The 23,510-nt window shown below is 73.0% G+C and carries 21 protein-coding genes; 9 read left to right on the top strand and 12 right to left on the bottom strand.

The window, feature by feature from the left end; genetic code table 11:
• Nucleotides 1–20: 20 nt before the first annotated feature.
• The 7 genes from ACO0M4_RS00200 to ACO0M4_RS00170 form a co-directional block, all read right to left on the bottom strand.
• Nucleotides 21–905: a hypothetical protein gene (locus ACO0M4_RS00200; RefSeq protein ID WP_430367464.1), complete on the bottom strand. Its 885-nt coding sequence runs from the start codon at nucleotides 903–905 to the stop codon at nucleotides 21–23.
• A 6-nt stretch (nucleotides 906–911) separates the two neighbouring features.
• A complete protein-coding gene (locus ACO0M4_RS00195; RefSeq protein ID WP_430367463.1) occupies nucleotides 912–1,289 on the bottom strand; it encodes a hypothetical protein in 378 nt (125 codons plus the stop codon).
• A 1-nt stretch (nucleotide 1,290) separates the two neighbouring features.
• Entirely contained in the window at nucleotides 1,291–3,111 is a 1,821-nt protein-coding gene (locus ACO0M4_RS00190) for a hypothetical protein (RefSeq protein ID WP_430367462.1), read from the bottom strand.
• A 241-nt stretch (nucleotides 3,112–3,352) separates the two neighbouring features.
• The gene (locus ACO0M4_RS00185) at nucleotides 3,353–4,342 is read right to left on the bottom strand and encodes a malate dehydrogenase (protein WP_430367461.1); all 990 of its coding nucleotides are present in this window, start codon (nucleotides 4,340–4,342) and stop codon (nucleotides 3,353–3,355) included.
• A gap of 415 nt (nucleotides 4,343–4,757) precedes the next feature.
• A complete protein-coding gene (locus ACO0M4_RS00180) occupies nucleotides 4,758–5,978 on the bottom strand; it encodes an NADP-dependent isocitrate dehydrogenase (protein WP_430367460.1) in 1,221 nt (406 codons plus the stop codon).
• Between the two features lie 163 nt (nucleotides 5,979–6,141).
• Nucleotides 6,142–6,570 carry a DUF3017 domain-containing protein gene (locus ACO0M4_RS00175; RefSeq protein ID WP_430367459.1) on the bottom strand — a complete coding sequence of 143 codons (429 nt, stop codon included), beginning with the start codon at nucleotides 6,568–6,570 and terminating at the stop codon, nucleotides 6,142–6,144.
• Nucleotides 6,571–6,704: 134 nt separating this feature from the next.
• On the bottom strand, nucleotides 6,705–7,562 hold the full coding sequence (locus ACO0M4_RS00170) for a bifunctional methylenetetrahydrofolate dehydrogenase/methenyltetrahydrofolate cyclohydrolase (RefSeq protein WP_430367458.1): 858 nt from the start codon (nucleotides 7,560–7,562) through the stop codon (nucleotides 6,705–6,707).
• A 245-nt stretch (nucleotides 7,563–7,807) separates the two neighbouring features.
• On the opposite strand from ACO0M4_RS00170, the gene ACO0M4_RS00165 reads away from it, so the two are divergent.
• On the top strand, nucleotides 7,808–8,581 hold the full coding sequence (locus ACO0M4_RS00165; protein ID WP_430367457.1) for an RDD family protein: 774 nt from the start codon (nucleotides 7,808–7,810) through the stop codon (nucleotides 8,579–8,581).
• A 119-nt stretch (nucleotides 8,582–8,700) separates the two neighbouring features.
• On the top strand, nucleotides 8,701–9,279 hold the full coding sequence (locus ACO0M4_RS00160; RefSeq protein ID WP_430367456.1) for a hypothetical protein: 579 nt from the start codon (nucleotides 8,701–8,703) through the stop codon (nucleotides 9,277–9,279).
• Nucleotides 9,280–9,354: 75 nt separating this feature from the next.
• On the opposite strand, the gene purH is transcribed toward ACO0M4_RS00160, so the two are convergent.
• Together purH and purN are read right to left on the bottom strand one after the other, a co-directional pair.
• A complete protein-coding gene (gene purH / locus ACO0M4_RS00155; protein ID WP_430371161.1) occupies nucleotides 9,355–10,953 on the bottom strand; it encodes a bifunctional phosphoribosylaminoimidazolecarboxamide formyltransferase/IMP cyclohydrolase in 1,599 nt (532 codons plus the stop codon).
• Between the two features lie 26 nt (nucleotides 10,954–10,979).
• Nucleotides 10,980–11,624 carry a phosphoribosylglycinamide formyltransferase gene (gene purN, locus ACO0M4_RS00150; RefSeq protein ID WP_430367455.1) on the bottom strand — a complete coding sequence of 215 codons (645 nt, stop codon included), beginning with the start codon at nucleotides 11,622–11,624 and terminating at the stop codon, nucleotides 10,980–10,982.
• Nucleotides 11,625–11,891: 267 nt separating this feature from the next.
• On the opposite strand from purN, the gene ACO0M4_RS00145 reads away from it, so the two are divergent.
• The gene (locus ACO0M4_RS00145; protein WP_430367454.1) at nucleotides 11,892–12,803 is read left to right on the top strand and encodes a hypothetical protein; all 912 of its coding nucleotides are present in this window, start codon (nucleotides 11,892–11,894) and stop codon (nucleotides 12,801–12,803) included.
• 77 nt (nucleotides 12,804–12,880) lie between these two features.
• Here the strand turns inward: ACO0M4_RS00145 and ACO0M4_RS00140 are convergent, their stop codons facing one another.
• Complete coding sequence (locus ACO0M4_RS00140) at nucleotides 12,881–14,323, bottom strand: cell division protein PerM (RefSeq protein ID WP_430367453.1); 1,443 nt, start codon at nucleotides 14,321–14,323, stop codon at nucleotides 12,881–12,883.
• 98 nt (nucleotides 14,324–14,421) lie between these two features.
• Here ACO0M4_RS00140 and ACO0M4_RS00135 point away from each other — a divergent pair, with 98 nt between their 5' ends.
• Complete coding sequence (locus ACO0M4_RS00135; RefSeq protein WP_430367452.1) at nucleotides 14,422–15,348, top strand: hypothetical protein; 927 nt, start codon at nucleotides 14,422–14,424, stop codon at nucleotides 15,346–15,348.
• A 125-nt stretch (nucleotides 15,349–15,473) separates the two neighbouring features.
• Here ACO0M4_RS00135 and sucD read toward each other — a convergent pair whose 3' ends face one another.
• Both sucD and sucC read right to left on the bottom strand, forming a co-directional pair.
• Entirely contained in the window at nucleotides 15,474–16,358 is an 885-nt protein-coding gene (gene sucD, locus ACO0M4_RS00130) for a succinate--CoA ligase subunit alpha (RefSeq protein WP_430367451.1), read from the bottom strand.
• Nucleotides 16,359–16,379: 21 nt separating this feature from the next.
• Nucleotides 16,380–17,558 (bottom strand): ADP-forming succinate--CoA ligase subunit beta, encoded by a 1,179-nt coding sequence (gene sucC / locus ACO0M4_RS00125; protein ID WP_430367450.1) that lies wholly within the window; start codon nucleotides 17,556–17,558, stop codon nucleotides 16,380–16,382.
• 796 nt (nucleotides 17,559–18,354) lie between these two features.
• On the opposite strand from sucC, the gene ACO0M4_RS00120 reads away from it, so the two are divergent.
• From ACO0M4_RS00120 to ACO0M4_RS00100, 5 genes are all read left to right on the top strand, one after another.
• The gene (locus ACO0M4_RS00120) at nucleotides 18,355–20,253 is read left to right on the top strand and encodes a phage tail sheath family protein (RefSeq protein WP_430367449.1); all 1,899 of its coding nucleotides are present in this window, start codon (nucleotides 18,355–18,357) and stop codon (nucleotides 20,251–20,253) included.
• Nucleotides 20,254–20,350: 97 nt separating this feature from the next.
• A complete protein-coding gene (locus ACO0M4_RS00115; protein WP_430367448.1) occupies nucleotides 20,351–20,875 on the top strand; it encodes a phage tail protein in 525 nt (174 codons plus the stop codon).
• Between the two features lie 37 nt (nucleotides 20,876–20,912).
• Nucleotides 20,913–21,671, top strand: coding sequence for a hypothetical protein (locus ACO0M4_RS00110; RefSeq protein ID WP_430367447.1), 759 nt, complete (start codon nucleotides 20,913–20,915; stop codon nucleotides 21,669–21,671).
• Nucleotides 21,664–22,500, top strand: a complete 837-nt coding sequence (locus ACO0M4_RS00105) for a hypothetical protein (protein ID WP_430367446.1) — start codon at nucleotides 21,664–21,666, stop codon at nucleotides 22,498–22,500. Before ACO0M4_RS00110 ends, ACO0M4_RS00105 begins: the two co-directional genes overlap by 8 nt.
• On the top strand, nucleotides 22,497–23,483 hold the full coding sequence (locus ACO0M4_RS00100) for a DUF4255 domain-containing protein (protein ID WP_430367445.1): 987 nt from the start codon (nucleotides 22,497–22,499) through the stop codon (nucleotides 23,481–23,483). The genes ACO0M4_RS00105 and ACO0M4_RS00100 overlap by 4 nt, the downstream gene beginning before the upstream one ends.
• Nucleotides 23,484–23,510 lie beyond the last annotated feature (27 nt).

Raw genomic sequence — 23,510 nt, 5'->3', positions numbered from 1 at the left:
CGGCGCGACCGGGCCGCACCTCAGGCCCTGGGGTCGAACGCCGCCAGGGCGACCCGCTGGATCGCCTCCTGCCGGGGCCAGTCGGATTCCGGACCCAGCACGAGGACCGCGAACTGCCGGCCGTCGGGGACGGTGAACGCGCAGTCGACGGCCTGGACGCGGATGCCCAGCCGGTCGCTGTCGTAGGCGTAGGTGAGTTGGGCGCCGCTCGGGCCGGGCGGGCCCTGGCGCGGCGCGATGCCGAGTTCCTTGTAACCGGGGTTGCCGGCCAGTCCCTTGGACGCCTGCTCCAGGGCCTGCTGCGGGGCGAGGTCGGGCTCGGTGATCTGGAAGATCTGGAGCAGGCTGCGGGTGTCCGGCGAGGTGTAGAAGACCCCGGTGGAGCGGAGTTCGCGCTGCCAGCCGTCGGGGACGGCGAGGGTGAAGCCCTTCTCGTCGTGCACGAGGTGGTAGCCGCTGGGGACGGTCGTGGCGGAGGCTTCCGTGGTGGGCGTCGCGGAGGACGGGCCGGTGCCGGTCGGCGCGGTGGTCGGGGCGGTGCTCACCGAGGCCGTCGGGCGGGCGGCGGACGGGGTGTCCGGGCCGCGGCCCCACAGGAGGTAGGCCCCGCCGGCGCCGGCCGCGACGACGGCGGTCACCGCGGCGGCAATCAGGATCCGGGTCCGACGGCCGGTGTCCGCGGCGGGCACCGGCGCCCCCGCGGTGTCGGCTCCCGGGGGGTACGGCGGCCCGGGAGCGTACTCGGGCACCGCGGGACCGGCCGGGGCCGGGCCGGGGGCGTCCGACGGCGGGGGCGCGGCCGGGCGGGGCGGCATCGGGCCGGTGTACGGGCAGGTGGGACGCGGGGGGCCGGTCTCCCAGGACTGGGTGTCCGGGTTCCAGCGCGGTTCGGGGCCTTGGGGCACGGCCGGTCAGCCCCCCAGGAGGGCGGCGACCGCCTGGACCACCGCCGCACCGGACGCCAGCAGCCCCACCACGGAACCGGCGTCGGAGAGCGCACCGCGCAGCCGGGCCAGCCGGCCGGGGGCGGCGGCGCCGGTGCCGGTGATCTCCTCCTCGGTGTCGGTGAGTTCGGTGGCCAGCGCCCGGACCTCGGGGCTCTCCACGGCCCGGCGGAGGTCCTCGCGCAGGGTGCGGACGGCCTGGAGGAGCTCCTCGTGGGCCGGGTCGACGGCGGGCCCGCCCTGGCCGGCGGCGTTGTTGGTGACGGTGTTGTGGTCGCCGATGGCGAAGGCGCCCTGGACGCTGCCGATGTGGATGCCGTTGCCGGATGCGTCAGCTGAGGCCACGTCAGGACCTGCCCTTCGGGGATGCGGAGTCGCTCGGGGAAGTGGAATCGCCGTTGTTGGTGATCGTGTTGTGGTCGCCGATGCCGATGGCGCCCTGGGCGGACTCGACGTAGACCCCGCCGTCGGCGACGTGCACGATCCGCTGCTCGAACTCGGCGGTCTGGTACCCCGCGTCGTGCAGGGCGCTCTTCACCCCGGCCGCCACCCGCTGCTGAACGGTCTTCAGATAGCGGGCCACGTCCATGTACTGGAAGAGCGACGCCTCATCGTCCGAGCCCAGCTGCCGGACGGACGTGGCGGGGCCCTCCGGGAGGGCGGCGCCGTGCCCCTCGGTGGCCAGGCGCCACCCGCCGCCCAGCCCGCGCAGCAGGGTGAGCAGTGCCTCGCCGGCGGAGCGGGGGCTGTGGGTCAGCGCCCAGACCGCCTTGCCGAAGTGGTGGTGGTGGCGGTACTGGTAGGCGATCCGGTCGGCGTCCTGGAAGAGCGGGCGCAGCGGCCACAGCACGTGCGGGGCCACCTCCATCATCAGCATGCCGCCCTGGGTGTGGACCCGGACGAAGACGGTGGTGACCACGCCTTCGCGCCATCCGCCGACCCGGATCCGCAGGAAGTGCCGGCGGGTCTCCCCGCCCTCCTCCAGGGCGGCGGCGCGGTGCGCCTCGAAGGCGGCGGGGTCGTACGGCGCGGCGGCGCGGGTCGGCAGGCCGTCGACGGGCAGGAAGACGCACTGGTCGATTTCGAGGGCGCGCAGGCGGTCGCGGACCGCGTCCGCCGTCGCCGGTGAGCCGGACGGCACCCGCAGCGCCTCGACCAGCGGGACGATCCGGGCGAGGATCTCGGCGTTGTCCAACGGCACCGCGGCGCCGTCGTCCCGCGGGACCAGCTCCACCGACAGCGACCAGGGCTTGAACGGCTCCCCCGCGCCGCAGAACGGATCGCCGGGGCGGTACATCACCAGCGGCCCGTGCTGCTCGATCCGCACCCGGTCGCGCAGCCGTTGGAAGCGGATGCCCTCGGCCCGCTCGGCCGGGTCGGACATCACGTCGGGGAACCGCTCCCGGGACAGCTCGCGAGCCAGTACGCGGGCGAACTGGCCCCGCTGGAGCGCGACCAGCACGGCCACCAGCACCGGCAGCAGCAGCGCCACCCAGACCGCGAACAGCATGGCGAAGCCCAGGTCCGGGGTGGTGAGGGAGCCGCCCGCTTCGCCCAGATCGCTGCCGTAGGACGACTGGGTGAGGCCGGCGTCCGCGAGGAGCGACTCGATCAGGGCGAGCGGCGACAACGCCGGCAGGATCTTCGGCAGGGTCGAGGAGAAGGCCATCAGCGCCAGTCCCGCCACGAAGACCGCCAGCGAGATCCGGGCGTACCAGCGCAGGAGGAAGGAGAAGGACCGGGCCGGCCAGGCGGTCGCCGACAGCCCGCGGACGAAACGGGCCAGGCCCAGCAGGACGACCGGGGCGAGGTAGCCCCACGCCAGCCCCCGGGACAGCAGGCCGGCCACCAGCCACACCAGCAGGATCGCCGACGACCAGGCGAGTTCGAGCCGGCGGGCGCGCAGGGCGTGGGCGAGCACCCGGGCCGCGTCGATGCCCAGGGACGGCGCGGCGAACCGCTCCTCGTGGACGTACAGCTCGTCGATGACGGCGTCGCGGAAGGTGTCGTCGAGATAGGTCCCGGCGCACAGCAGACGGGTGGCGTCGCTGGCCCCGGGCGGGGTCGGGGGGAGCCGTCCGGGCGTCGGTGGGCCCGCTGAGTCCTTGCGCAGCCGTGGCCGTGCGGCCTGCTCCCCCGGCTGCGCGGGCACCTCGTTACCGCTCATCGGCCTCCCCCGTACCTGCCGTCCATCCCAGCGCGTACCCGTCACAACGCGCCGGCGCGGTGGTGCCATTCCGCCAGCACGCACTCTCACCCGGACGTGTGAAGGGTCCGCAGCATAGAGGAGCGGAGGTCGCGCTGTCAGCGCGTTAGCGGAGTCGATCGGTCTCGCAACGGGCCGAGCCCGCACGGCCGTTGGGGCCGTACGGGCTCGGTGGGGTGGTGCGGCTGGCGCCGGCGCAGGCTCAGATCAGGCCGAGCGCACGGACCGCCTCGCGCTCCTCCGCCAGCTCCTTGACGGAGGCGTCGATGCGCGTGCGGGAGAACTCGTTGATCTCCAGGCCCTGGACGATCTCGTACGTGCCGTCCTTGGTGGTGACGGGGAAGGAGGAGATCAGGCCCTCCGGGACGCCGTAGGAGCCGTCCGAGGGGATGCCCATGGAGGTCCAGTTGCCCTCGGCGGTGCCGTTGACCCAGGTGTGGACGTGGTCGATGGCGGCGTTGGCGGCCGAGGCGGCGGAGGAAGCGCCACGGGCCTCGATGATCGCCGCGCCGCGCTTGGCGACGGTCGGGATGAAGGTGTCGGCCAGCCACTTCTCGTCGCCCACGACCTCGGCGGCGTTCTTGCCGGCGACCGTGGCGTGGAAGATGTCCGGGTACTGGGTGGCGGAGTGGTTGCCCCAGATGGTCAGGCGGTGGATCTCGGACACCGGGGTGCCGGTCTTCTGCGCGAGCTGGGTGATCGCGCGGTTGTGGTCCAGGCGGGTCATCGCGGTGAAGCGCTCCCGCGGGACGTCCGGGGCGGCACCCTGGGCGATCAGCGCGTTGGTGTTGGCGGGGTTGCCGACGACCAGGACCTTGATGTCGTCCGCGGCGTGGTCGTTGATGGCCTTGCCCTGCGGCTTGAAGATGCCACCGTTGGCCTCCAGCAGGTCGCCGCGCTCCATGCCCTTGGTGCGGGGGCGGGCGCCTACGAGCAGGGCGACGTTGGCACCGTCGAAGGCCACGTTCGGGTCGTCGGTGATGTCGATGCCCTGGAGCAGCGGGAAGGCGCAGTCGTCCAGCTCCATCGCGGTGCCCTCGGCGGCCTTGAGGCCCTGCGGGATCTCCAGGAGGCGCAGCTTGACCGGCACGTCCGCGCCGAGCAGCTGACCGGAGGCGATGCGGAAGAGGAGGGCGTAACCGATCTGGCCGGCGGCGCCGGTGACGGTGACGTTGACGGGAGTGCGGGTCATGGCGATCTCCTGCGCGGTATTCCGGGGGCAAGCCCCTGGACCACCTTGGGTGGCGGTGGGTGTCCCTGCCCATCTATCGAGGTCTCTTGGTATCGAGAGACCCGGCCGTCAGGCTATCGGACCCCCGCCCGGCCCACGTGACGGGCTGGTGTGGGACACCTCACCGGCCGTCACGCCGTCCCCGGCCGGACCACCTCGGCGGCCGCCGGGCGGGCCACTGCCGGGGCGGTCCGGTCGGGAGGGGCGACGGCCGCCCGCTCTTGGAGGGGGTGCGCGGGCGGCCGGCTGTTGTGCCACACCCGTGGGGGGTGTGGTGCGCATGCCCGGGATCCGGGAGGGCAATCCCCCCTTTTCCGCGCCGACTTTCCGCGGAGGGCGAATCCCGGCCAGGCACGGGGGGCGCGCGGCCCCGGACTCAGGCGGGCGCCATCGCCTTCTGCAGCCCGGCGTCCAGGGCCTCCAGGAACTGGTCGGTGGTGAGCCAGGGCTGCGCCGGGCCGATGAGCAGGGCCAGGTCCTTGGTCATCTGGCCGCCCTCGACGGTCTCCACGCAGACCCGCTCCAGGGTCTGGGCGAAGCGGGTCACCTCGGGGGTGTCGTCGAGCTTGCCGCGGTGCGCCAGGCCACGGGTCCAGGCGAAGACCGAGGCGATGGGGTTGGTGGAGGTGGCCTTGCCCTGCTGGTGCTGCCGGTAGTGGCGGGTGACCGTGCCGTGCGCCGCCTCGGCCTCGATGGTCCGGCCGTCGGGCGTCATCAGCACCGACGTCATCAGGCCGAGCGAGCCGAAGCCCTGGGCGACGATGTCGGACTGGACGTCGCCGTCGTAGTTCTTGCAGGCCCAGACGTAGCCGCCGGGCGACTTCAGGGCGGCCGCCACCATGTCGTCGATCAGCCGGTGCTCGTAGGTCAGCCCGCGGTCCTCGAAAGCGGTCCGGAACTCGCCGTCGAAGACCTCCTGGAAGAGGTCCTTGAAGCGACCGTCGTACTTCTTCAGGATCGTGTTCTTCGTGGACAGGTAGACCGGATAGCCGCGGTCCAGCCCGTACCGGAACGACGCCCGCGCGAAGTCGCGGATCGAGTCGTCGTGGTTGTACATCGCCAGCGCCACACCGGCGCCCGGGAACTCGTGCACCTCCCACTCGGTCGGCTCGCTGCCGTCCGCCGGGGCGAAGGTCAGGGTGAGGGTGCCGGGGCCGGGGACCTTCAGGTCGGTGGCGCGGTACTGGTCGCCGAAGGCGTGGCGGCCGACGACGACGGGCCTGGTCCAGCCGGGGACCAGCCGGGGCACGTTCTCCATGATGATCGGCTCGCGGAAGATCACGCCGCCGAGGATGTTGCGGATGGTGCCGTTCGGCGAGCGGTACATCGCCTTGAGGTTGAACTCCTCGACCCGGGCCTCGTCGGGGGTGATGGTGGCGCACTTCACTCCGACGCCGTACCGCTGGATGGCGTGCGCCGCGTCGACGGTCACCTGGTCATGGGTGGCGTCCCGGTGCTCGATGCCGAGGTCGAAGTACTTCAACTCGACGTCGAGGTACGGGAGGATCAGCCGGTCCCTGATGGACGACCAGATGATGCGGGTCATCTCGTCGCCGTCGATCTCGACGACGGGGTTGGCAACCTTGATCTTGGCCATGAGATGGACGTCCCTCTCGCGGTTGGGGCACCCCCCGGACGTCGCCAAGTTACCCGCGTCACACATGCGCGCGGCGCTACGGCACGAGGTGTGCCGCAGCGCCGCGGGACGCTTCCGAGACCAGCCCCCAGAGCCTGCCCCGTGGAGCAGGGTCGGACCGGCCCTAGCGGAGCGTGAAGTGGACGATGTCGTCCAGGAACGGGAGGTGGATCCACGGCTTGGGCTGCACCATCATCGCCAGCATCACGATCACGAAGCCCAGTCCGCCGTACGTGATCATGTCGGTGAAGCGGGACCGGACGGCCAGCATCCCCACCGACGGCAGCGCCCACCGCAGCACCGCGCCGCCCAGCAGGGACAGCCCGATCACGATCGTGCCGATCCGGAACGCGTCCAACGTGACCAGCAGCAGCCCGAGGGCGACCCCGCCCAGCACGGTGAGCAGCGGCCACTGCCGGGCCGGCGCCGGATAGTCGCCCGAAGCGGCCCGGCCGCCGCCTTCGGGGCGGGCGGTGTCGCGGGTCAGCTGCGGAAAGCGGCGCGAGGTGCGCTGCGGCTCGGACGCACCCTCCGAGTGCGCTTCGGCAGCCATGTCTGGCGGTCAGCCCCTTCCGGTGTCCAGGTCGGTGTCGAGTTTCGTCGGGTGTGCGGGGCCGCGGACGGCGGCCCCCTTCCAGGCTCGCACGGCCCGGCCGGTCAGGCACCGGCCGGCCGGCGTGCGGCCGCTCAGCCCTCGGCCGCGCGCTCCGCCGCCTCGACGACGTTGACCAGCAGCTGGGCGCGGGTCATCGGGCCGACGCCGCCCGGGTTGGGGGCGACCCAGCCGGCGACCTCGGCGACGCCGGGGTGCACATCGCCGACGATCTTGCCGTGCTCGTCCCGGCTGACGCCGACGTCCAGGACGGCCGCGCCGGGCTTGACGTCCTCGGGCTTGATGATGTGCGGCACACCGGCCGCGGCGACGATGATGTCGGCCTGCTTCAGGTGTGCGGACAGGTCGCGGGTGCCGGTGTGGCACTGGGTGACCGTGGCGTTCTCCGACTTGCGGGTCAGCACCAGCGGCATCGGGCGGCCGATGGTGATGCCGCGGCCGACGACCACCACGTGCGCGCCCTTGATCTCCACCTCGTGCCGGCGCAGCAACTGGACGATGCCGTACGGGGTGCAGGGCAGCGGCCCGTCGATGCCGAGGACCAGGCGACCCAGGCTCATCGGGTGCAGCCCGTCGGCGTCCTTGGCCGGATCCATCAGTTCCAGGACGCGGTTGGCGTCGATGCCCTTGGGGAGCGGGAGTTGGACGATGTAGCCGGTGCAGTCCGGGTTCTCGTTGAGCTCCCGGACGACCGCCTCGATCTCCTCCTGGGTGGCGGTCTCGGGCAGTTCGCGCTGGAGGGACGCGATGCCCACCTGGGCGCAGTCCCGGTGCTTGCCGTTGACGTACCAGCGGCTGCCGGGGTCGTCGCCGACCAGCAGGGTGCCCAGGCCGGGGGTGACACCCTTGGCCTTCAGCGCCTCCACGCGGGTGGTGAGCTCGGACTTGATCGCGGCGGCGGTGGCCTTGCCATCCAGAATCTGGGCAGTCATACCCCCATCCTCCCGGATGGAGGCTCCCGTGTTCCAATCAGGGCGCGCGGACGGCAGTTGTCCGGAAATGATCATTGCGGTTGCACAAAGGCTTACCGCCTTGACTGGACAGACGGAATCCTCACCTAGAAGGATTGACGCGCAGTGCCGCAGGCATCGTCGGGGGCGGGCCATGAAACAACCTGTTTTTCCTCCGAGTCACGCCGCGTCGTCCCCCACTGACACCAACGGAGGAAAGCAGCACCATGAGCTTCGGTGACCCGAACAACCCTTACGGCCAGCAGCCGCCGCAGGCCCCCCAGGGCCCGTACGGCCAGCAGCCGCCGGTCCCGCCGCAGGGCGGCCAGCCGGGCTACGGCTACCCGCAGCAGGGCGCCCCGCAGCAGCCCCAGCAGCCGTACGGCTACCCCCAGCAGGGTCAGGTCCCGCCGCAGGGTCAGCCGGGCTACGGCGGCTACCCGCAGCAGCCGGCGGCCCCGTACGGCCAGCCCGGCATGCCGGGGATGCCGGGCATGCCGCAGGGGTACGCGAGCTGGGGCGCGCGCGTCGGAGCGGCCCTCATCGACGGTCTGATCGTGGGCGCGCTGCCGGGCATCCTGTACGTCATCGCGGGCATCATGGCGGCCAGCTCGGTGAGCTCGGCCACGCCGGACTACTCCAGCTGCCAGCCCGGTGACTACTCCTGCATCCAGAACGCGGCCAACACCGCGGTGTCCTCCAGCACGCCGGTCGGTGCCATCGTGCTCACGGGGCTCGCGTGGCTGATCGGCCTGGCGGGCATCATCTTCGTCCTCATCAAGGAGGGCCAGGGCCAGAGCCCGGGCAAGAAGGTCGTGGGCATCCGCCTGGTCAAGGAGACCACCGGTCAGCCGCTCGGCTTCGGCATGGCGCTGGTCCGCAGGATCTGCCACTTCCTCGACAACTTCTGCTTCATCGGCTACCTCTGGCCGCTGTGGGACGAGAAGTCGCAGACGTTCGCTGACAAGATCGTCGGCACCGTGGTCGTGCGCAGCCAGTAAGGACGCACCGGGCCCTACTGACGCCCTGTACAGCACAGCGAAGGCCCCCTCGCAGCAGCGACCGGGGGCCTTCGTGGCGCTCGCTGATACCGCCTCAAGTCGCCTGAAGGACACCGCTCGTGAGCTATCCCAACCAGAACCCCTACGGTCCTCCCCCGGGCCAGCAACCCGGCTACGGCTATCCCCAGCAACCCCCGCAACCACAGCACCCTCAGCAACCCACAGCCCCGTACGGCGCGTACCCGGGCGGTGCGATGCCCGGGATGCAGGCGCCGTACCCGACGGTGATGCCGGGCAGCGTCAAGGCGGCCCGGGCGATGCTGTTCGTCCTCGCCGGCCTGAACCTCATCGGCCTGATCCTGGCGGTGATCGGGCTGGGCGGCGTCAGCAAGGCGTCGCACGACGCCGCGTCCTCGCCCTACGCGGACATGTCGGCGTTCAACGTCGGCAAGGGCCTGCTGATCGTGGCAATCGTGATCATCGTCGTGTTCACCGGGGCCGCGATCACGCTCGCCGCGCAGTTCGGCAACGGCGGCAAGGGCGTCCGCGTCGGCACCATCGTCTTCGGCGTCGGCAACATCCTGGTGAGCTTGGCCAGCTTCCCGCTCGGCCTGGTCCACACGGTGCTGGGCATTCTGGTGCTGGTCTTCGTCTCCAAGGACGAGGGCAACGCCTGGTTCAACCGGCCGCGTTACTGAGGCCGGCCGGAACCGCACACGGCACAGGGCCGCACCCCGGGCAAGGGGTGCGGCCCTTCGCGCTTACCGGTCCGGTCAGTGGAAGAAGTGCCGGGTGCCGGTGAAGTACATCGTCACGCCGGCCTTCTCGGCGGCCTCGATGACGAGTTCATCACGGATCGAACCACCGGGCTGGACGATCGCCTTGACGCCGGCGGCGATCAGGATCTCCGGGCCGTCGGGGAACGGGAAGAAGGCGTCCGACGCCGCGTAGGAGCCGCGGGCCCGCTCCTCGCCGGCGCGCTCCACGGCGAGCTTGCAGGAGTCGACGCGGTTGACCTGGCCCATACCGACGCCCACCGACGCGCTGTCCTTGGCGAGCAGGATCGCGTTGGACTTCACCGCGCGACACGCCTTCCAGGCGAACGCGAGCTCGGCCAACTCGTCCGCGGACAGCGCCTGTCCGGTGGCGAGGGTCCAGGTGGCCGGGTCGTCGCCCTCGGCCTGGAAGACGTCGGTCTGCTGGAGCACCGCGCCGCCCGAGAGCAGCTTGAGGTCACCGGGCTGGTGCGGGGTGCCGTCGACCTTCAGCACCCGGATGTTCTTCTTGCGGGCGAGCACCTCGACGGCGCCGTCCTCGTACGCCGGGGCGGCGATGACCTCGGTGAAGATCTCCGCGACCTGCTCGGCGAGCGCGACGGTCACCGGGCGGTTCACCGCGATCACCCCGCCGTACGCCGACACCGGGTCACAGGCGTGGGCCTTGCGGTGCGCCTCGGCGACGTCCGCGCCGACGGCGATGCCGCACGGGTTGGCGTGCTTGATGATCGCGACGCAGGGCTCGTCGTGGTCGTAGGCGGCGCGGCGGGCGGCCTCGGTGTCCACGTAGTTGTTGAAGGACATCTCCTTGCCGTGCAGCTGCTCGGCGTTGGCGATGCCGCCCGGCTGGCCGTCGACGTAGAGGGCGGCGGCCTGGTGCGGGTTCTCGCCGTAGCGCAGGGTGCTGCGGCGCTCCCAGGTCTCGCCGAGGAACTCGGGCAGCGCGGCGCCGTCCGCCTCCGGCGCGTAGACGTTGGTCATCCAGGAGGAGACGGCCACGTCGTAGGCGGCGGTGTGCTGGAACGCCTCGGCGGCCAGCCGCTTGCGGGCGGTCAGGTCGAAGCCGCCGCCCTGCGCGGCCGCCAGGACGTCGGCGTACCGCTCGGGGCTGGTGACCACGGCGACCGAGGGGTGGTTCTTGGCGGCGGCGCGGACCATCGAGGGGCCGCCGATGTCGATCTGCTCGACGCACTCGTCGGGGGTGGCGCCGGAGGCGACGGTCTCCCGGAACGGGTAGAGGTTGACGACCACCAGGTCGAACGGCTCGACGCCGAGGTCGGCCAGCTGTCGCTGGTGGTCTTCCAGGCGCAGGTCGGCGAGGATGCCGGCGTGGACCTTGGGGTGCAGGGTCTTGACCCGGCCGTCGAGGCACTCCGGGAAACCGGTGAGCTCCTCGACCTTGGTGACCGGCACCCCGGCGGCGGCGATCTTCCCGGCCGTCGACCCGGTCGAGACCAGCTGGACGCCCGCCGCGTGCAGCCCCTGGGCCAGCTCCTCCAGCCCGGACTTGTCGTAGACGCTGACCAGCGCTCTACGAATGGGGCGGACCTGCAAGGTCCCCGGTTGTGGGTGGTGGTGGGTGGCGGGCGGGCGGATGGGCCGCTGCGTACCTTCGGTGGCGGTCACGAGATACGTACCTTTCGTCCCTCTATGCGGTAGCCGTGACGGGCCAGACGCCCCACGACCTCGACGAGCAGCGATCGCTCGACTTCCTTGATGCGCTCATGCAGCGCGGATTCGTCGTCCTCCTCCCGGACCTCGACCACGCCCTGGGCGATGATCGGGCCGGTGTCGACACCGTCGTCGACGAAGTGGACGGTGCAGCCGGTGACCTTCGCGCCGTACGCGAGCGCATCGCGCACGCCGTGGGCACCGGGAAAGCTGGGCAGTAGCGCCGGGTGGGTGTTGAGCGTCCGGCCGCCGAAGCGGGCCAGGAACTCCTTGCCCAGGATCTTCATGAAGCCGGCCGAGACCACGAGGTCGGGGGCGTGCGCGGCGGTCGCCTCGGTGAGCGCCGCGTCCCAGGCCGCCCGGTCCTCGTAGTCCTTGACCCGGCAGACGAACGTCGGCAGACCGGCCCGCTCGGCGCGCTCCAGGCCGACGATCCCGGTCCGGTCGGCGCCCACGGCCACGATCTCGGCGCCGTACGCCGCGGCGCCCTCCTCGGCGATGGCGTCGAGGAGGGCCTGGAGGTTGGTGCCCGATCCGGAGACGAGTACCACGATCCGGGCCGGCGCGGAGCGAGCGGGAAGAGAAGAGGAGGCCACGATGGGGTCTTTCTCGACAGATCTTGCGGGTCAAAGATGCGGTGTGAGGTTTGTGCGGTCGCACAAAGCGAGGGGTTTCGTGAATACGGGGAACCCTACGAAGGCGCCGACCGTCAGCAACGATACCGGCACACCGAGCGGCCCCCGCGGGACGGGGGCGAGCACGGCAGGTAGCGTCGGGCGGGAGAACGCATGCAGTTCACGGTGACCGTCCGCCCGGCCCACCGGCCGGACGGACGCCCACGACAAGGGGAAGACTCACTCCAGATGCCGGACCGACGCCGCCGCGCGGCTCTCCTCCTCCCTCCCCCCGCTGCCGCTGGGAGGGTCCCCCAGCCCGCCACCACCCCCGGGGCGGTCTTCCTGCCGCGCGAGCGCAAGTCGTCCTCCGCCCCGGATTCACCGCCCGCCGGCACCCCGGGCCGGTCCGCCGCCGACGGCCGGGACGACAACCCGTTCGCGCCGCCGCCGGCCGGCACCCCCGACCAGGAGTGGCGCCCGCGTCCCCAGCCCAACGGGCAGGCGCACGGCGACGACGGCAACGGCGGCGGGGACGGGCGGCCGCAGGACCAGCCCCCGGCCTGGGGCAGTCAGTGGAGCGACCGCCAGCCGGGCCGGCAGGGCGGCGACTTCGGCACCCGGCCGGGCCGGGGCGGCGGCCAGGGCGGTTCCGGCGGACCGGGCGGACCGGGCGGCGGCCCCGGTGGGCTGCGCTGGGACCCCACCGACCCGCTCCAGCGGCGGGCCCGCTACGCACTCCTGGCCGGGATGTGGGCGTTCTTCTTCGTGCTCTTCAGCCTGCCGGAGGTGGCGCTGCTGCTGGGCTCGCTCTCCCTCTACTGGGGCATCAGCGCGCTGCGCGGCAAGTCCGACCCGAAGAAGGCGGCCGCCGCGACCCTGGAGGGGCGCCCGGCCGCCGGCGGCACCCCGCCCCCGCCGGGCCGGCCCGGTGGCACCCCCGGCGCGACGGGCCGGCCGCAGACCACCGCCGCGATCGCCGGTCTGGTGACCGCCTCGTTGGCGCTGATGATGGTGGCCGCGACCTTCACCGTCCAGGTCGTCTACCGCGACTACTTCACCTGCGTGAACGACGCGCTGACCCAGGCGGCGGGCAAGTCCTGCGAGAAGCTCCTCCCGCCGCAGCTCCGGCCGCTGCTCAGCCAGCCGGAGCAGCAGTAGCGGAGCGGTAGTGGTCAGGGGTGCGGGGCGGCCGAAGGGCATGCGCCGCACCCCTGATTGCACCCCTGATTGCGCGCTCAGGCGGCGGGCTCCCGGTTCGGCTTCCGGTTCGACTTCCGGCCGGCACCCGGGCTCGGCTCCCCGCGGCCGGCCCGGCGGCGGAACGGGAGGTGGGGCAAATAGCGGCGGCGGCCGGGCGGCCGTCCGTCCGCCGCCAGGCGCGCGGACAGCCGCCGCCAGGCGCGCAGCACCAGCGTCCCGGGCACCCCGGCCAGCCCCGTCCAGCCGGCCGCCGCCAGGCCGGTCCGCCACCAGCTGGGGCCGAACGAGGCGAGGGCCCCCGACCCCAGTGCGCCGCCGGCCAGACCGGCGAGCACCGCCATCGCCACCCCGCACAGGACCGCCGCCAGGGCCGCCGTCCCGGCGGTCCGGCGCCACGACCGGTGGCCGTCACCGGCCGCGTACCGCGCCAGCAGCACCGTCGCGGTCACCGGTACCACCAGCGCCAGCACCACGTCCGGCCAGGACGTGGGCCCCGGCTCCGGCACGCCGCTGAGCAGCGGGAAGTACGGCAGTGGGGGGCGGGGTGAGACGGCCAGCGGGCCGACCGTGGTGCCCACGCCGACGGTGAAGCCGGGCCCCAGGCCGTAGGCGGCGCCCCAGACGGCCGCGTTGGGGAGCAGGGTGAGGCAGAGCAGCAGCACCGTGCAGCCGCCGGCCCAGTCGGCGGCGAGCCGGCCCAGGTCGTCGCCGAACCGGCCGGCGTGCAGGGCCAGCCCGAGGAGGGTGAGCGCGGCGCCGGAGGCGAGCAGGGCGAGGGTGGCGGCGGCCGCGGCCTTGCCTGCGGTGGCGAGGCGGGGCCCGGTGAGGGCGGCGCGGAGGACGGCCGGCAGCGCCGCGAAGGTCCGCACGAACCGGTCCGGCAGCAGGGCCGCGGCGTCCGATCCGAGGGTGTGCCAGGCGGTGGCGGCGAACGTGGCGACCGCGGTGCCGGGGACGGCGAGCAGGGCGGAGAGCGGTGCGGCGGTCAGCCGGCCGGTCGAGGTGTAGAGCAGCGCGCCGAGGGCGACCAGCAGGTATCCGGCGAGCAGGGCGCCGAGCAGGGTGCGCGGGGCGACCGGCCGGCCGGCGGCCGACGCCGCGGGGTCGGAGTCGGTGAGGGCGGCCGTGGCCAGGGTGTCCCGGGCGGCGCGGTGCAGCAGCCAGATCGGCAGGGCGGCGAGCAGCAGGGGGACCACGCCGACCGGTGCCGGAATGCCGGACGGCGTCGCCTCGCGGACCAGGCCCCCGCCGTGTGCCGTGAACCAGAGTCCGGCGGCCAGGTGCAGGGCCCGGGAGGGGCCGCTGTCCGGGTACGGGGAGGCGACCCAGAGCAGCAGGACGGCGACCGCGAGCGCCCCGAGACCGAGGCCGGCGGCGGTCACTCCGCTGACGACGGCGGTGCCGATCGCGGAGGAGCGCCGCGCGGCGGTCCGGCCGTGCGAGGACAACGTGGTGCCGCGTTCGGTCAACTGGCTCACACGGCCATGCTGCCAATAACGTCCGATTCCGCCACGTACCGGGCATCCGTCCGACGTGTCGCGCGAGATCCGCCGCCCGGCGTTTCCAGACTTCCGGTATGAGCGAGCACGACCGGCGGCAGCCTGACCAGCGTTCCGACACCACATCAGAGAGGCGTGGAGTGCGCCTACTTGACTGTCCGTCAGCGGAGTTCGACGCACTGTACGGCGCGCACGCCGGGCCGTTGATCCAGCAGGCGCTGGTGCTCACCGGGCGGGCCCGGCTCGCCCGGCGGGCCGTCGAGCGGGCGTTCCGGACCGCCTGGCAGCGGTGGCCGGAGGTGGCGGCGGCGCCGGATCCGGTGGGGTGGGTGCGGGCGGCCGCCCACGACCACGCGCTGGCGCCGTGGCGACGGCTGTTCCCCGAGCTGCGGTCCGCCGAGCGCCCCGGGCCGGGGACACCCGCGCCGCCGCCGGCCGCGCCGGGGGACCATGCGCTGCTGGTGGCGGTGTTGGCGCTGCCCGCCCCGTACCGCCGTGCGCTGCTGCTGCACGACGGGCTCGGACTGGGGCTGCACGAGACCGCGGTGGAGGTGGAGGCCAGTACGCCGGCGGCGACCGGACGGCTGGCCCACGCCCGGGGGTGCCTGGCCGAGCGGCTGCCGGAGCTGGGGCTGGCGGGGCTGCCGCCGGACCGGCAGGGTGCGGTGCTGCACGCCCGGCTGGGTGCGCTGACGGCGTCCCGCCCGGTGGTGCCACCGCCCGCACGCGACGTCCGGGCCGGCGCTGAGCGGTGGACCCGGCTGACCACCCGCGCGGGGTTCGGGGCGCCCGGGCTGCTGGCGGTGACGGCGCTGGTGGTGGCGCTCACCGCGCCGGACGGCTCGCACCCGCCGCCGCGGCCGGCCGTGGCGATCCCGTCCGCACCGTCCGCGCGGGCGGCGGCAGCACCGGCGGTCCAGCCGGCGCATCGGACCCGGCGCCACCGGGCGGCGGTGCGCCGGACGCCGCCGCCCGGTGCCCGGCTCGCCCCCGACGTCCGGTGAGCCCGGCGCACTTCGGTGTGCGCACGAACGGCCGTGGGCCCGCACCCGGGAAGGGTGCGGGCCCACGGCCGTCATGCGGTGCTGCCGCCGCCGGACAGGACCGGCGGCAGCAGCGAGGAGTCGCGTCAGCCGCCCAGGATCTCGCGGGCCAGCAGCGCGGTCTCGGACGGGGTCTTGCCGACCTTCACGCCCGCGGCCTCCAGGGCCTCCTTCTTCGCCTGGGCGGTGCCGGACGAGCCGGACACGATGGCGCCGGCGTGGCCCATCGTCTTGCCCTCGGGCGCGGTGAAGCCCGCCACGTAGCCGACGACCGGCTTGGTGACGTTGGCCTTGATGTAGTCGGCCGCACGCTCCTCGGCGTCGCCGCCGATCTCGCCGATCATCACGATCAGGTCGGTGTCGGGGTCGGCCTGGAACGCCTCCAGGGCGTCGATGTGCGTGGTGCCGATGACCGGGTCGCCACCGATGCCGACGGCCGACGAGAAGCCGATGTCCCGCAGCTCGTACATCATCTGGTAGGTCAGCGTGCCGGACTTCGACACCAGGCCGATGCGGCCGGGCTTGGTGATGTCGCCCGGGATGATGCCGGCGTTGGACTGACCGGGGGTGATCAGGCCGGGGCAGTTCGGGCCGATGATCCGGGTCTTGTTGCCCTTGGCCTTGGCGTACGCCCAGAAGGCGGCGGAGTCGTGCACCGCGATGCCCTCGGTGATGACGACGGCCAGCGGGATCTCGGCGTCGATGGCCTCGACGACGGCGGCCTTGGCGAAGGCCGGCGGGACGAAGAGGACGGAGACGTTGGCGCCCGTCTTCTCCATCGCTTCCTTGACGGAGCCGAAGACCGGGACCTCGGCGCCGTCGAAGTCGACGCTGGTGCCGGCCTTGCGCGGGTTGACACCGCCGACGATGTTGGTGCCGTCGCCCAGCATGAGCTTGGTGTGCTTCATGCCGGTGGCGCCGGTCATCCCCTGGACGATGACCTTGCTGTCCTTGGTGAGGAAGATAGCCATGGTTGTTGGAGTCCTCGTCCCTTACTTGGCCGCGGCCAGCTCGGCGGCCTTGTCGGCCGCACCGTCCATCGTGTCCACGCGCTGCACCAGCGGGTGGTTGGCGTCCGAGAGGATCTTGCGACCCAGCTCCGCGTTGTTGCCGTCGAGGCGGACGACCAGCGGCTTGGTGACGTTCTCGCCCTTGGACTTCAGCAGCTCCAGGGCCTGCACGATGCCGTTGGCGACCTCGTCGCACGCGGTGATACCGCCGAAGACGTTGACGAACACGGACTTCACGTCCGGGTCGCCGAGGATGATCTCCAGGCCGTTCGCCATGACCTCGGCGGAGGCGCCGCCGCCGATGTCGAGGAAGTTGGCGGGCTTGACGCCGCCGTGGTTCTCGCCGGCGTAGGCGACGACGTCCAGGGTGCTCATGACGAGACCCGCGCCGTTGCCGATGATGCCGACCTGGCCGTCGAGCTTGACGTAGTTCAGGCCCTTGGCCTTGGCCGCGGCTTCGAGCGGGTTAGCCGCGTCCTTGTCCTCCAGGGCGTCGTGCTCCGGCTGGCGGAACTCGGCGTTGGCGTCCAGGGAGACCTTGCCGTCGAGGGCGAGGACCTCACCGGAGGCGACCTTGGCCAGCGGGTTGACCTCGACCAGGAGGGCGTCCTCCTTGACGAAGGTCTGCCACAGGGTGACCAGCACCTCGGCGACCTGCTCGGCGACCTCGGCCGGGAACTTCGCCTGGGCGACGATCTCGCGGGCCTTCTCGATGGAGACGCCCTCGTTGGCGTCGACCGGGACCTTGGCCAGGGCCTCCGGCTTGGTGGCCGCGACCTCCTCGATGTCCATGCCGCCCTCGACGGAGGCCATGGCGAGGAAGGTGCGGTTGGTGCGGTCGAGGAGGTACGAGACGTAGTACTCCTCGGCGATCTCCGGCGCGGTCTCGGCGATCATCACCTTGTGGACCGTGTGGCCCTTGATGTCCATGCCGAGGATGTCCGTCGCGCGGGCGACGGCCTCGTCCGGCGTGGCGGCCAGCTTCACGCCACCGGCCTTGCCACGGCCGCCGACCTTCACCTGCGCCTTGACGACCGACTTGCCGCCAAGGCGCTCGGTCGCCGCGCGGGCCGCCTCAGGCGTGTCGATGACTTCACCGGCCAGCACCGGTACACCGTGCTTGGCGAAGAGGTCCCTCGCCTGGTACTCGAACAGGTCCACGCGCGTCCGTCCCTTGTCTTCTCAGAATCGCCGTAGTGATCGCGGTTCGTTCGTCTGCGATGGGCGTGCCGCGAAGGGCAACGTGACGGCGCTGTCACTGGGGAGGCGTATACACGGTGTCCGGATACGCGGCATGTCCGTCTCGCAGGGTATCGCCGCTGGACATGCGTCCCTAAATCGCAGATCACACTCCGGCGGTGATTACGGTCACAGATCTTTTGGCCAACGTACTTCGCCGCCCCTTTTCCGCAGGGCCGCCCCGGCGCGCCGGAGGCATTTCGCAGGGCCGACCGGGCACGGGGGCGGCCGCGCCGTCATCCGCCGTGCACTCCGTCGCGGTGCGCCGTTCGGGCGCCGGGTCCCGATGACCCCGTGCGCCCGGGCGGCCGCGGCCCTTCCGGTTCCGGTTGCGGGGAGGTGGGAAACCGTTGGGGGAGAACGCGCGACGCGCCCACACAAGACCTCCGCAGGGGGTGTCCGGAAAGCTCCTTGACCCTCAACTCCCCCCAGAACAGACTGCGTTGAGCACTTACGCATCAGGAGTCACAAGCCGGAGTCGCACCTGTCCGGGCTTGATCCCGTGCAGGTCGGACCGCAGATCACGGACCGCCTCGCACCGGATGCAGACGGGGGAACTTGATGGGTAGCGGGGGGACGCACGACCACGATCGGCACGGGGTGCGGTCGCGGGCTCTTCCGCACCCGCCGCCCCTCCCCCTTCTTCCCGCCCATCCCTCCCGGTTTTCTCGATTTCTTGGTGTCCTCACACTCGGTGCCTGAAGGGATTGGAGGGGGAATGCCGACACATACGACCTATCCCGGCGTCTATGTCGAAGAGCTTCCCAGCAGCATCCGCAGCATCACCACCGTGACGACTTCCGTGACCGCGTTCGTCGGTCACACCCGGCGCGGTCCACTCAATGAGCCGGTCCGGATCACCAGCTTCGCCGATTTCGAACGCCGCTTCGGCGGCCTGACCTCGCGCAGCCCGGTCGCCTACGCCGTACACCAGTTCTTCGGCAACGGCGGCGCCGACGCGGTGATCGTCCGGGTCGCCAAGGCCGGCACCGGCAAGGAGGCCCAGGTCACCCTGGAGTCCACCGAGGGCCGCAGCCAGTGCCCAGTCCTGGAGGTGCACGCCAAGGAGCCCGGCATCTGGGGCGACGGCCTGCGGGTCGCCGTGGACCACGACACGCCTGCCTGTCGCCCGACCGCCACCCCGGCAGGAGGCGCTGCGGGCCGCCCCTCCCCTTCGGAGGGGACCTTCAACCTCCAGGTCCTCGACGCGCACGGCACGGCCCGCGAGTCCTTCACCGGCCTGTCCATGGACCCCGGCGACGGCCGGTTCGTCGAGACGGTGGTCAACGCCGGCTCGACGCTGATCCGGGTGGTCGCGGTCGGCGAGGACCGCCCGGACCCGTCCGGCACCGTCTCCAAGCCGTTCCACCACGAACTCCCGGATCTGAACGTGGAGTTGACGGTGAAGATCGGCGAGGTGGAGCGGGAGTTCACGCTCTACGACCCGGACTGCGACGGCGAGCCGCCGTGTGACGTCACCGAGCTGGCGCTGCTGCTGGAGCACAAACTGCGGGCCCTGCCGGACGCCCCCGGCAAGCACGCCTTCGCCGGTGCGCAGGTGATCGCCTTCGGGCGCCGTATCCAGGTCGTGGCCGGCTCCGCCGACCCCGGTGACGTGGTCCGCTTCGTCGGCGAGTGCGCCAACGACCTGGGGCTGGAGGCATCGGTCAACCCGCCGGTCTTCCCGCTGTGCGGCGGCGAGGACGGCGACCCGCCGGGACCGCGCGACCTCATCGGCAGCGAGGCCCGCAAGAGCGGCCTCCAGGCGCTGCGCGACATCCCCGACGTCAATCTGCTCGCCCTGCCCGAGCTGGCCTCGTACCCGTCCACCGACGACATGGTCACGGTGATCTCGGCGGCCCAGCGGCTGTGCGAGGAGCGGCGGATGTTCCTGCTCGTCGACGCGCCCGCGGCCTGGGGCAGCGTGGACGCCGCCCGGGCCGGGATCGGCGCCTTCGACGCGGTCCGCGGCAACCACGCCGCCCTGTACTTCCCGCACCTCCAGCTCACCGACCCGCTCACCGGCCGGCTGCGCTCCTTCCCGCCGTCCGGCGCGCTGGCCGGCGTGATCGCCCGCACCGACGGCGAGCGCGGAGTGTGGAAGGCCCCTGCGGGCACCGAGGCGCGGCTGGCCGGCGTGCACGGGCTGACCGTCAAGCTCACCGACCGCGAGAACGGCCTGCTGAACCCGCTCGGCATCAACTCCCTGCGGACCTTCCCGATGGTCGGCCCGCTGGTGTGGGGCGCCCGCACGCTCCAGGGCTCGGACGCCCTGGACAGCGAGTGGAAGTACGTCCCGGTGCGGCGGCTGGCCCTGCACGTCGAGGAGAGCCTGCTGCGCGGTCTCCAATGGGTGGTCTTCGAGCCCAACAACGAGCAGCTGTGGCAGCAGATCCGGCTCAACGCCTCGGCGTACCTGCACACGCTCTTCGAGAAGGGCGCCTTCAAGGGCGGCACCCCTCGGCAGGCGTACTTCGTCAAGTGCGACAAGGACACCACGACCGAGGCGGACATCGAGAACGGGATCGTGAACGTCGTGGTCGGCATCGCGCCCGTCAGGCCGGCCGAGTTCGTGATCGTCAAGATCCAGCAGCTGGCCGGGCAGTTCGACCTCTAGGGCGCGGGGCGCCGTGGCGCGGCGCGCGGCGCCGAGCCGCGCCACGGTGCCGGCGCGCCGGAATGCGACGTGAAGGAATCCGACGTGAAGGAATCCGATGGCTGAGTTCAAGATCAACGCCCATCGCTTCGACCCGTACAAGAACTTCAAGTTCCTGGTCCTGTGGGACGGCCGGACGGTCGCGGGGGTCAGCAAGATCAGTCCGCTCAAGCGCACCACCGAGGTCGTCAAGCACCGCAACGGCGGCGACCCCAGCTCCCCGCGCAAGTCCCCGGGCCGCTCCGAGTTCGAGGGCATCACCCTGGAGCGCGGGGTCACCCACGACCCGGAGTTCGACCGCTGGGCCAACAAGGTCTGGCAGGTCGGCGCCGGCCTCGGCTCGGAGGTCTCGCTCGCCGACTTCCGCAAGGACATCATCATCCAGGTCCTCAACGAGGCCGGCCAGGTCGCCGTCTCGCACAAGATCTACCGGTCCTGGCCGAGCGAGTACCAGGTCCTGGGCGAGATGGACGCCAACGCCAACGCGGTGGCCATCCAGAGCCTCAAGCTCGAATGCGAGGGCTGGGAACGCGACTACGAGGTCCCCGAACCCGAGGAGCCCTCGTTCACCAACCCGGCCTGAGCAGCGGCGCCGGGGTGGTGGGGCAACGGGGTAACGCATGACGGTCACCGGGCCGGCGGAACTGCTGGCCACCTGGGAGGCCGGGCTGGCCGAGCAGGGCGCCGCCCGGGCCCTTCTGCTGCACCGGGCGGCCCGGCCCGAAGCGGCTCCCGACGCCCTGCTGGCGGTGCCGCTCGGGGAGCGGGCGGCCGACCTCTTCGCCCTGCGCCGGGCGCTGTTCGGCGACCGGCTGGAGGTCACGCTCGCCTGCACGGTGCCGGCGTGCGGTGCGGCGATGGAGTTCGAGCTGGACGCCGGGGAGTTCGCGGCCACCCGCCCGCGGCCGCCCGAGGGCGGACTGCGGGTGACGGAGGGCGAGTGGACGCTGCGTTTCCGGTTGCCCGCCGCCGCGGACCTGGCCGCCGTGGCCGCCGCCCGACCAACGGACGGCACGGACGCCCGGCGGCTGCTCGCGGCACGCTGCGCGCTCGCCGCACAGCGGGCCGGCCGGGAGGCCACCGGCGAGGAGGTCGCCCAGCTGCCCGATCCGGTGCTCAAGCGCTTCGCCGAGGCCGCCGAGGCCGCCGACCCCGGCGCGGAACTGACGCTGGAGATCGCCTGCCCGGAGTGCGGCGCGGCCACCCCGGCGGAGCTGGACATCGCCGCGTACCTGTGGACCGAACTGGACGCCTGGGCCCGGGACCTCCTCCTCGACGTCCATCTGCTCGCCTCGGCCTACGGCTGGAGCGAGCCCGAGATCCTGGCGCTCAGCCCGCTGCGGCGCCGCTACTACCTGGAGCTGTGCGCGGATGCCTGAGATGCCCGAGCGGACGCCCACCGCGTCCGGCGACTACCTCGGCCGGCTGCTGGCGCGGCACGCCCCCGCGCCGCCCGCCGATCCCTTCGGCGCGCCCGACGGCAGCGACGTCCCGGCGCGACGCACCCTCGTCCGGCCGCGGCTGCCGGGCCCGTTCGAGCGGGTGGAGGCAGTGCGCGGACCGGCCGTCGACGATCCGGACGACGCCGGGTCGTCATCCCCGCGGGCGTCCGGGTGGCCCGCCCCGGCACCGTTCGCCGGTGCACCGCCGCGCGCCGCACCGCGGACGGAGATCCGTACCCGGCACGAACGGGAGACGGTGATCCGCACCGCGGCGGCGCCGGAGGCCGAGCGCGGGGCGGCCGACCCGTGGCCGGGGCCGGTCACCGCACCGCTGCTGCGGCCCGCGGCGACGGCCGTGCCCGGGGCCCGGGCGGCCGCCGGCGACGGCGGGGCGCCGCCGGGGCGGTCGGGGGCGCACGGCACGGCGGGGGCGGCGGCCCGGGGGGCATCGCGGTGGGGTGCGGAGGCGGTCGGCCCGGCATCCACCGGCGCCCTGCGGCCGCGGGCCGACGCCGGGCCGGCGCCCCGTGGGCCCGCACCGGCCCGCGCCGCGTCCGCGACCGGTCGGCGGGGACCGCGCGGCCCCGCCGAGCGGGTGGTGCACGTACAGATCGGCCGACTTGAGGTCAGTGCGACCGGCGCGGCCGGCAGCGAACGGCCCGCGGCGGGCGCCCGCCCGGCGCGACCCGAGCGGCGCGCGCCCGCGCTGAACCTCGCGGACTATCTGGCTTCCCAGCAACGGACTTCAGGGGGACGGTCCACATGAGCAACGCACTCGCCCTCGCGACGGTCACCCAGGCCCTTGCGCTGCTGATCGAGCACAATCTCCACCCCGAGATCGACCTGGCCGTCTCGGTGGAGACCCGCAAACCGCCCGCCGATCCGCCGACCGACCCGACGATCACGGTCTTCCTGTACCAGGTCACCCACAACCCCTCGATGCGCAACAACGACCTGGTCACCCGCGCCTCCGACGGCACCCTGCTCAAACGCCCCGCCGCGGCGATCGACCTGCAGTTCCTGATCAGCGCGTACGGCGAGGAGCAGGAGCTGGTCGGGCAGCGGCTGATCGGCAGCGTGGTGCGGACGCTGCACGAAATCCCGGTACTGCCACGGGAGTTGATCGAGGAGGCGGCGGAGCGCCCCTATCTGGCGGGGAGCGATCTCGCCGAGTCGTTGCAGAAGGTCCGCTTCGCGCCGACCCAGATGGACATCGACGAAACCTCCAAGCTCTGGGGCATGCTCAACAACACGCCCTACTCCCTGTCGGTGGCCTACCAGGCGTCGCTGGTGCTGCTGGACGGCCACCAGAAGCCGGCCCCGGCCCGCCCGGTGCGGCGACCGGAGGTGACGGTGGTGCCGGTGGTACCGCCGGAGGTGCCGTTGGGGGGCGCGGGGGGCTCGATATCGGCAGCGGCACCGGACCCGGCATCGGACGCGGCATCGGACGCGGCATCGAACGTGACGTCCGGTCAGGCGGCCTCCGCCCCGAAGACTGCCGCCCCGGCGGCCTCCGCCCCGGCCGCCTCCGCCCCGGCGAAACGGGCCGCGAATAGGGCCGCGGGCGGCACCCCGGCGACGGTCAAGTCCACTGTTGAGCGCGGGAGTTCGGGCGGGGGCCGGGCGGGGGGCCGGCCGCGCACCCGCACCCGTAAGGCGACCGGCGACGGCGCGCGCGACGCGGTCCGCACCGACGAACCAGCCCGCACCGACGACCCGGGCCGGACCGACGACGGTGGGGAGGGCTGAGGCGCGGTGCGGGGAACGGGGGCGGAG

Source organism: Streptomyces sp. RGM 3693 (assembly GCF_050471125.1).
Taxonomy (GTDB): domain Bacteria; phylum Actinomycetota; class Actinomycetes; order Streptomycetales; family Streptomycetaceae; genus Streptomyces.
This window is presented reverse-complemented; position numbering and strand designations above follow the sequence as displayed.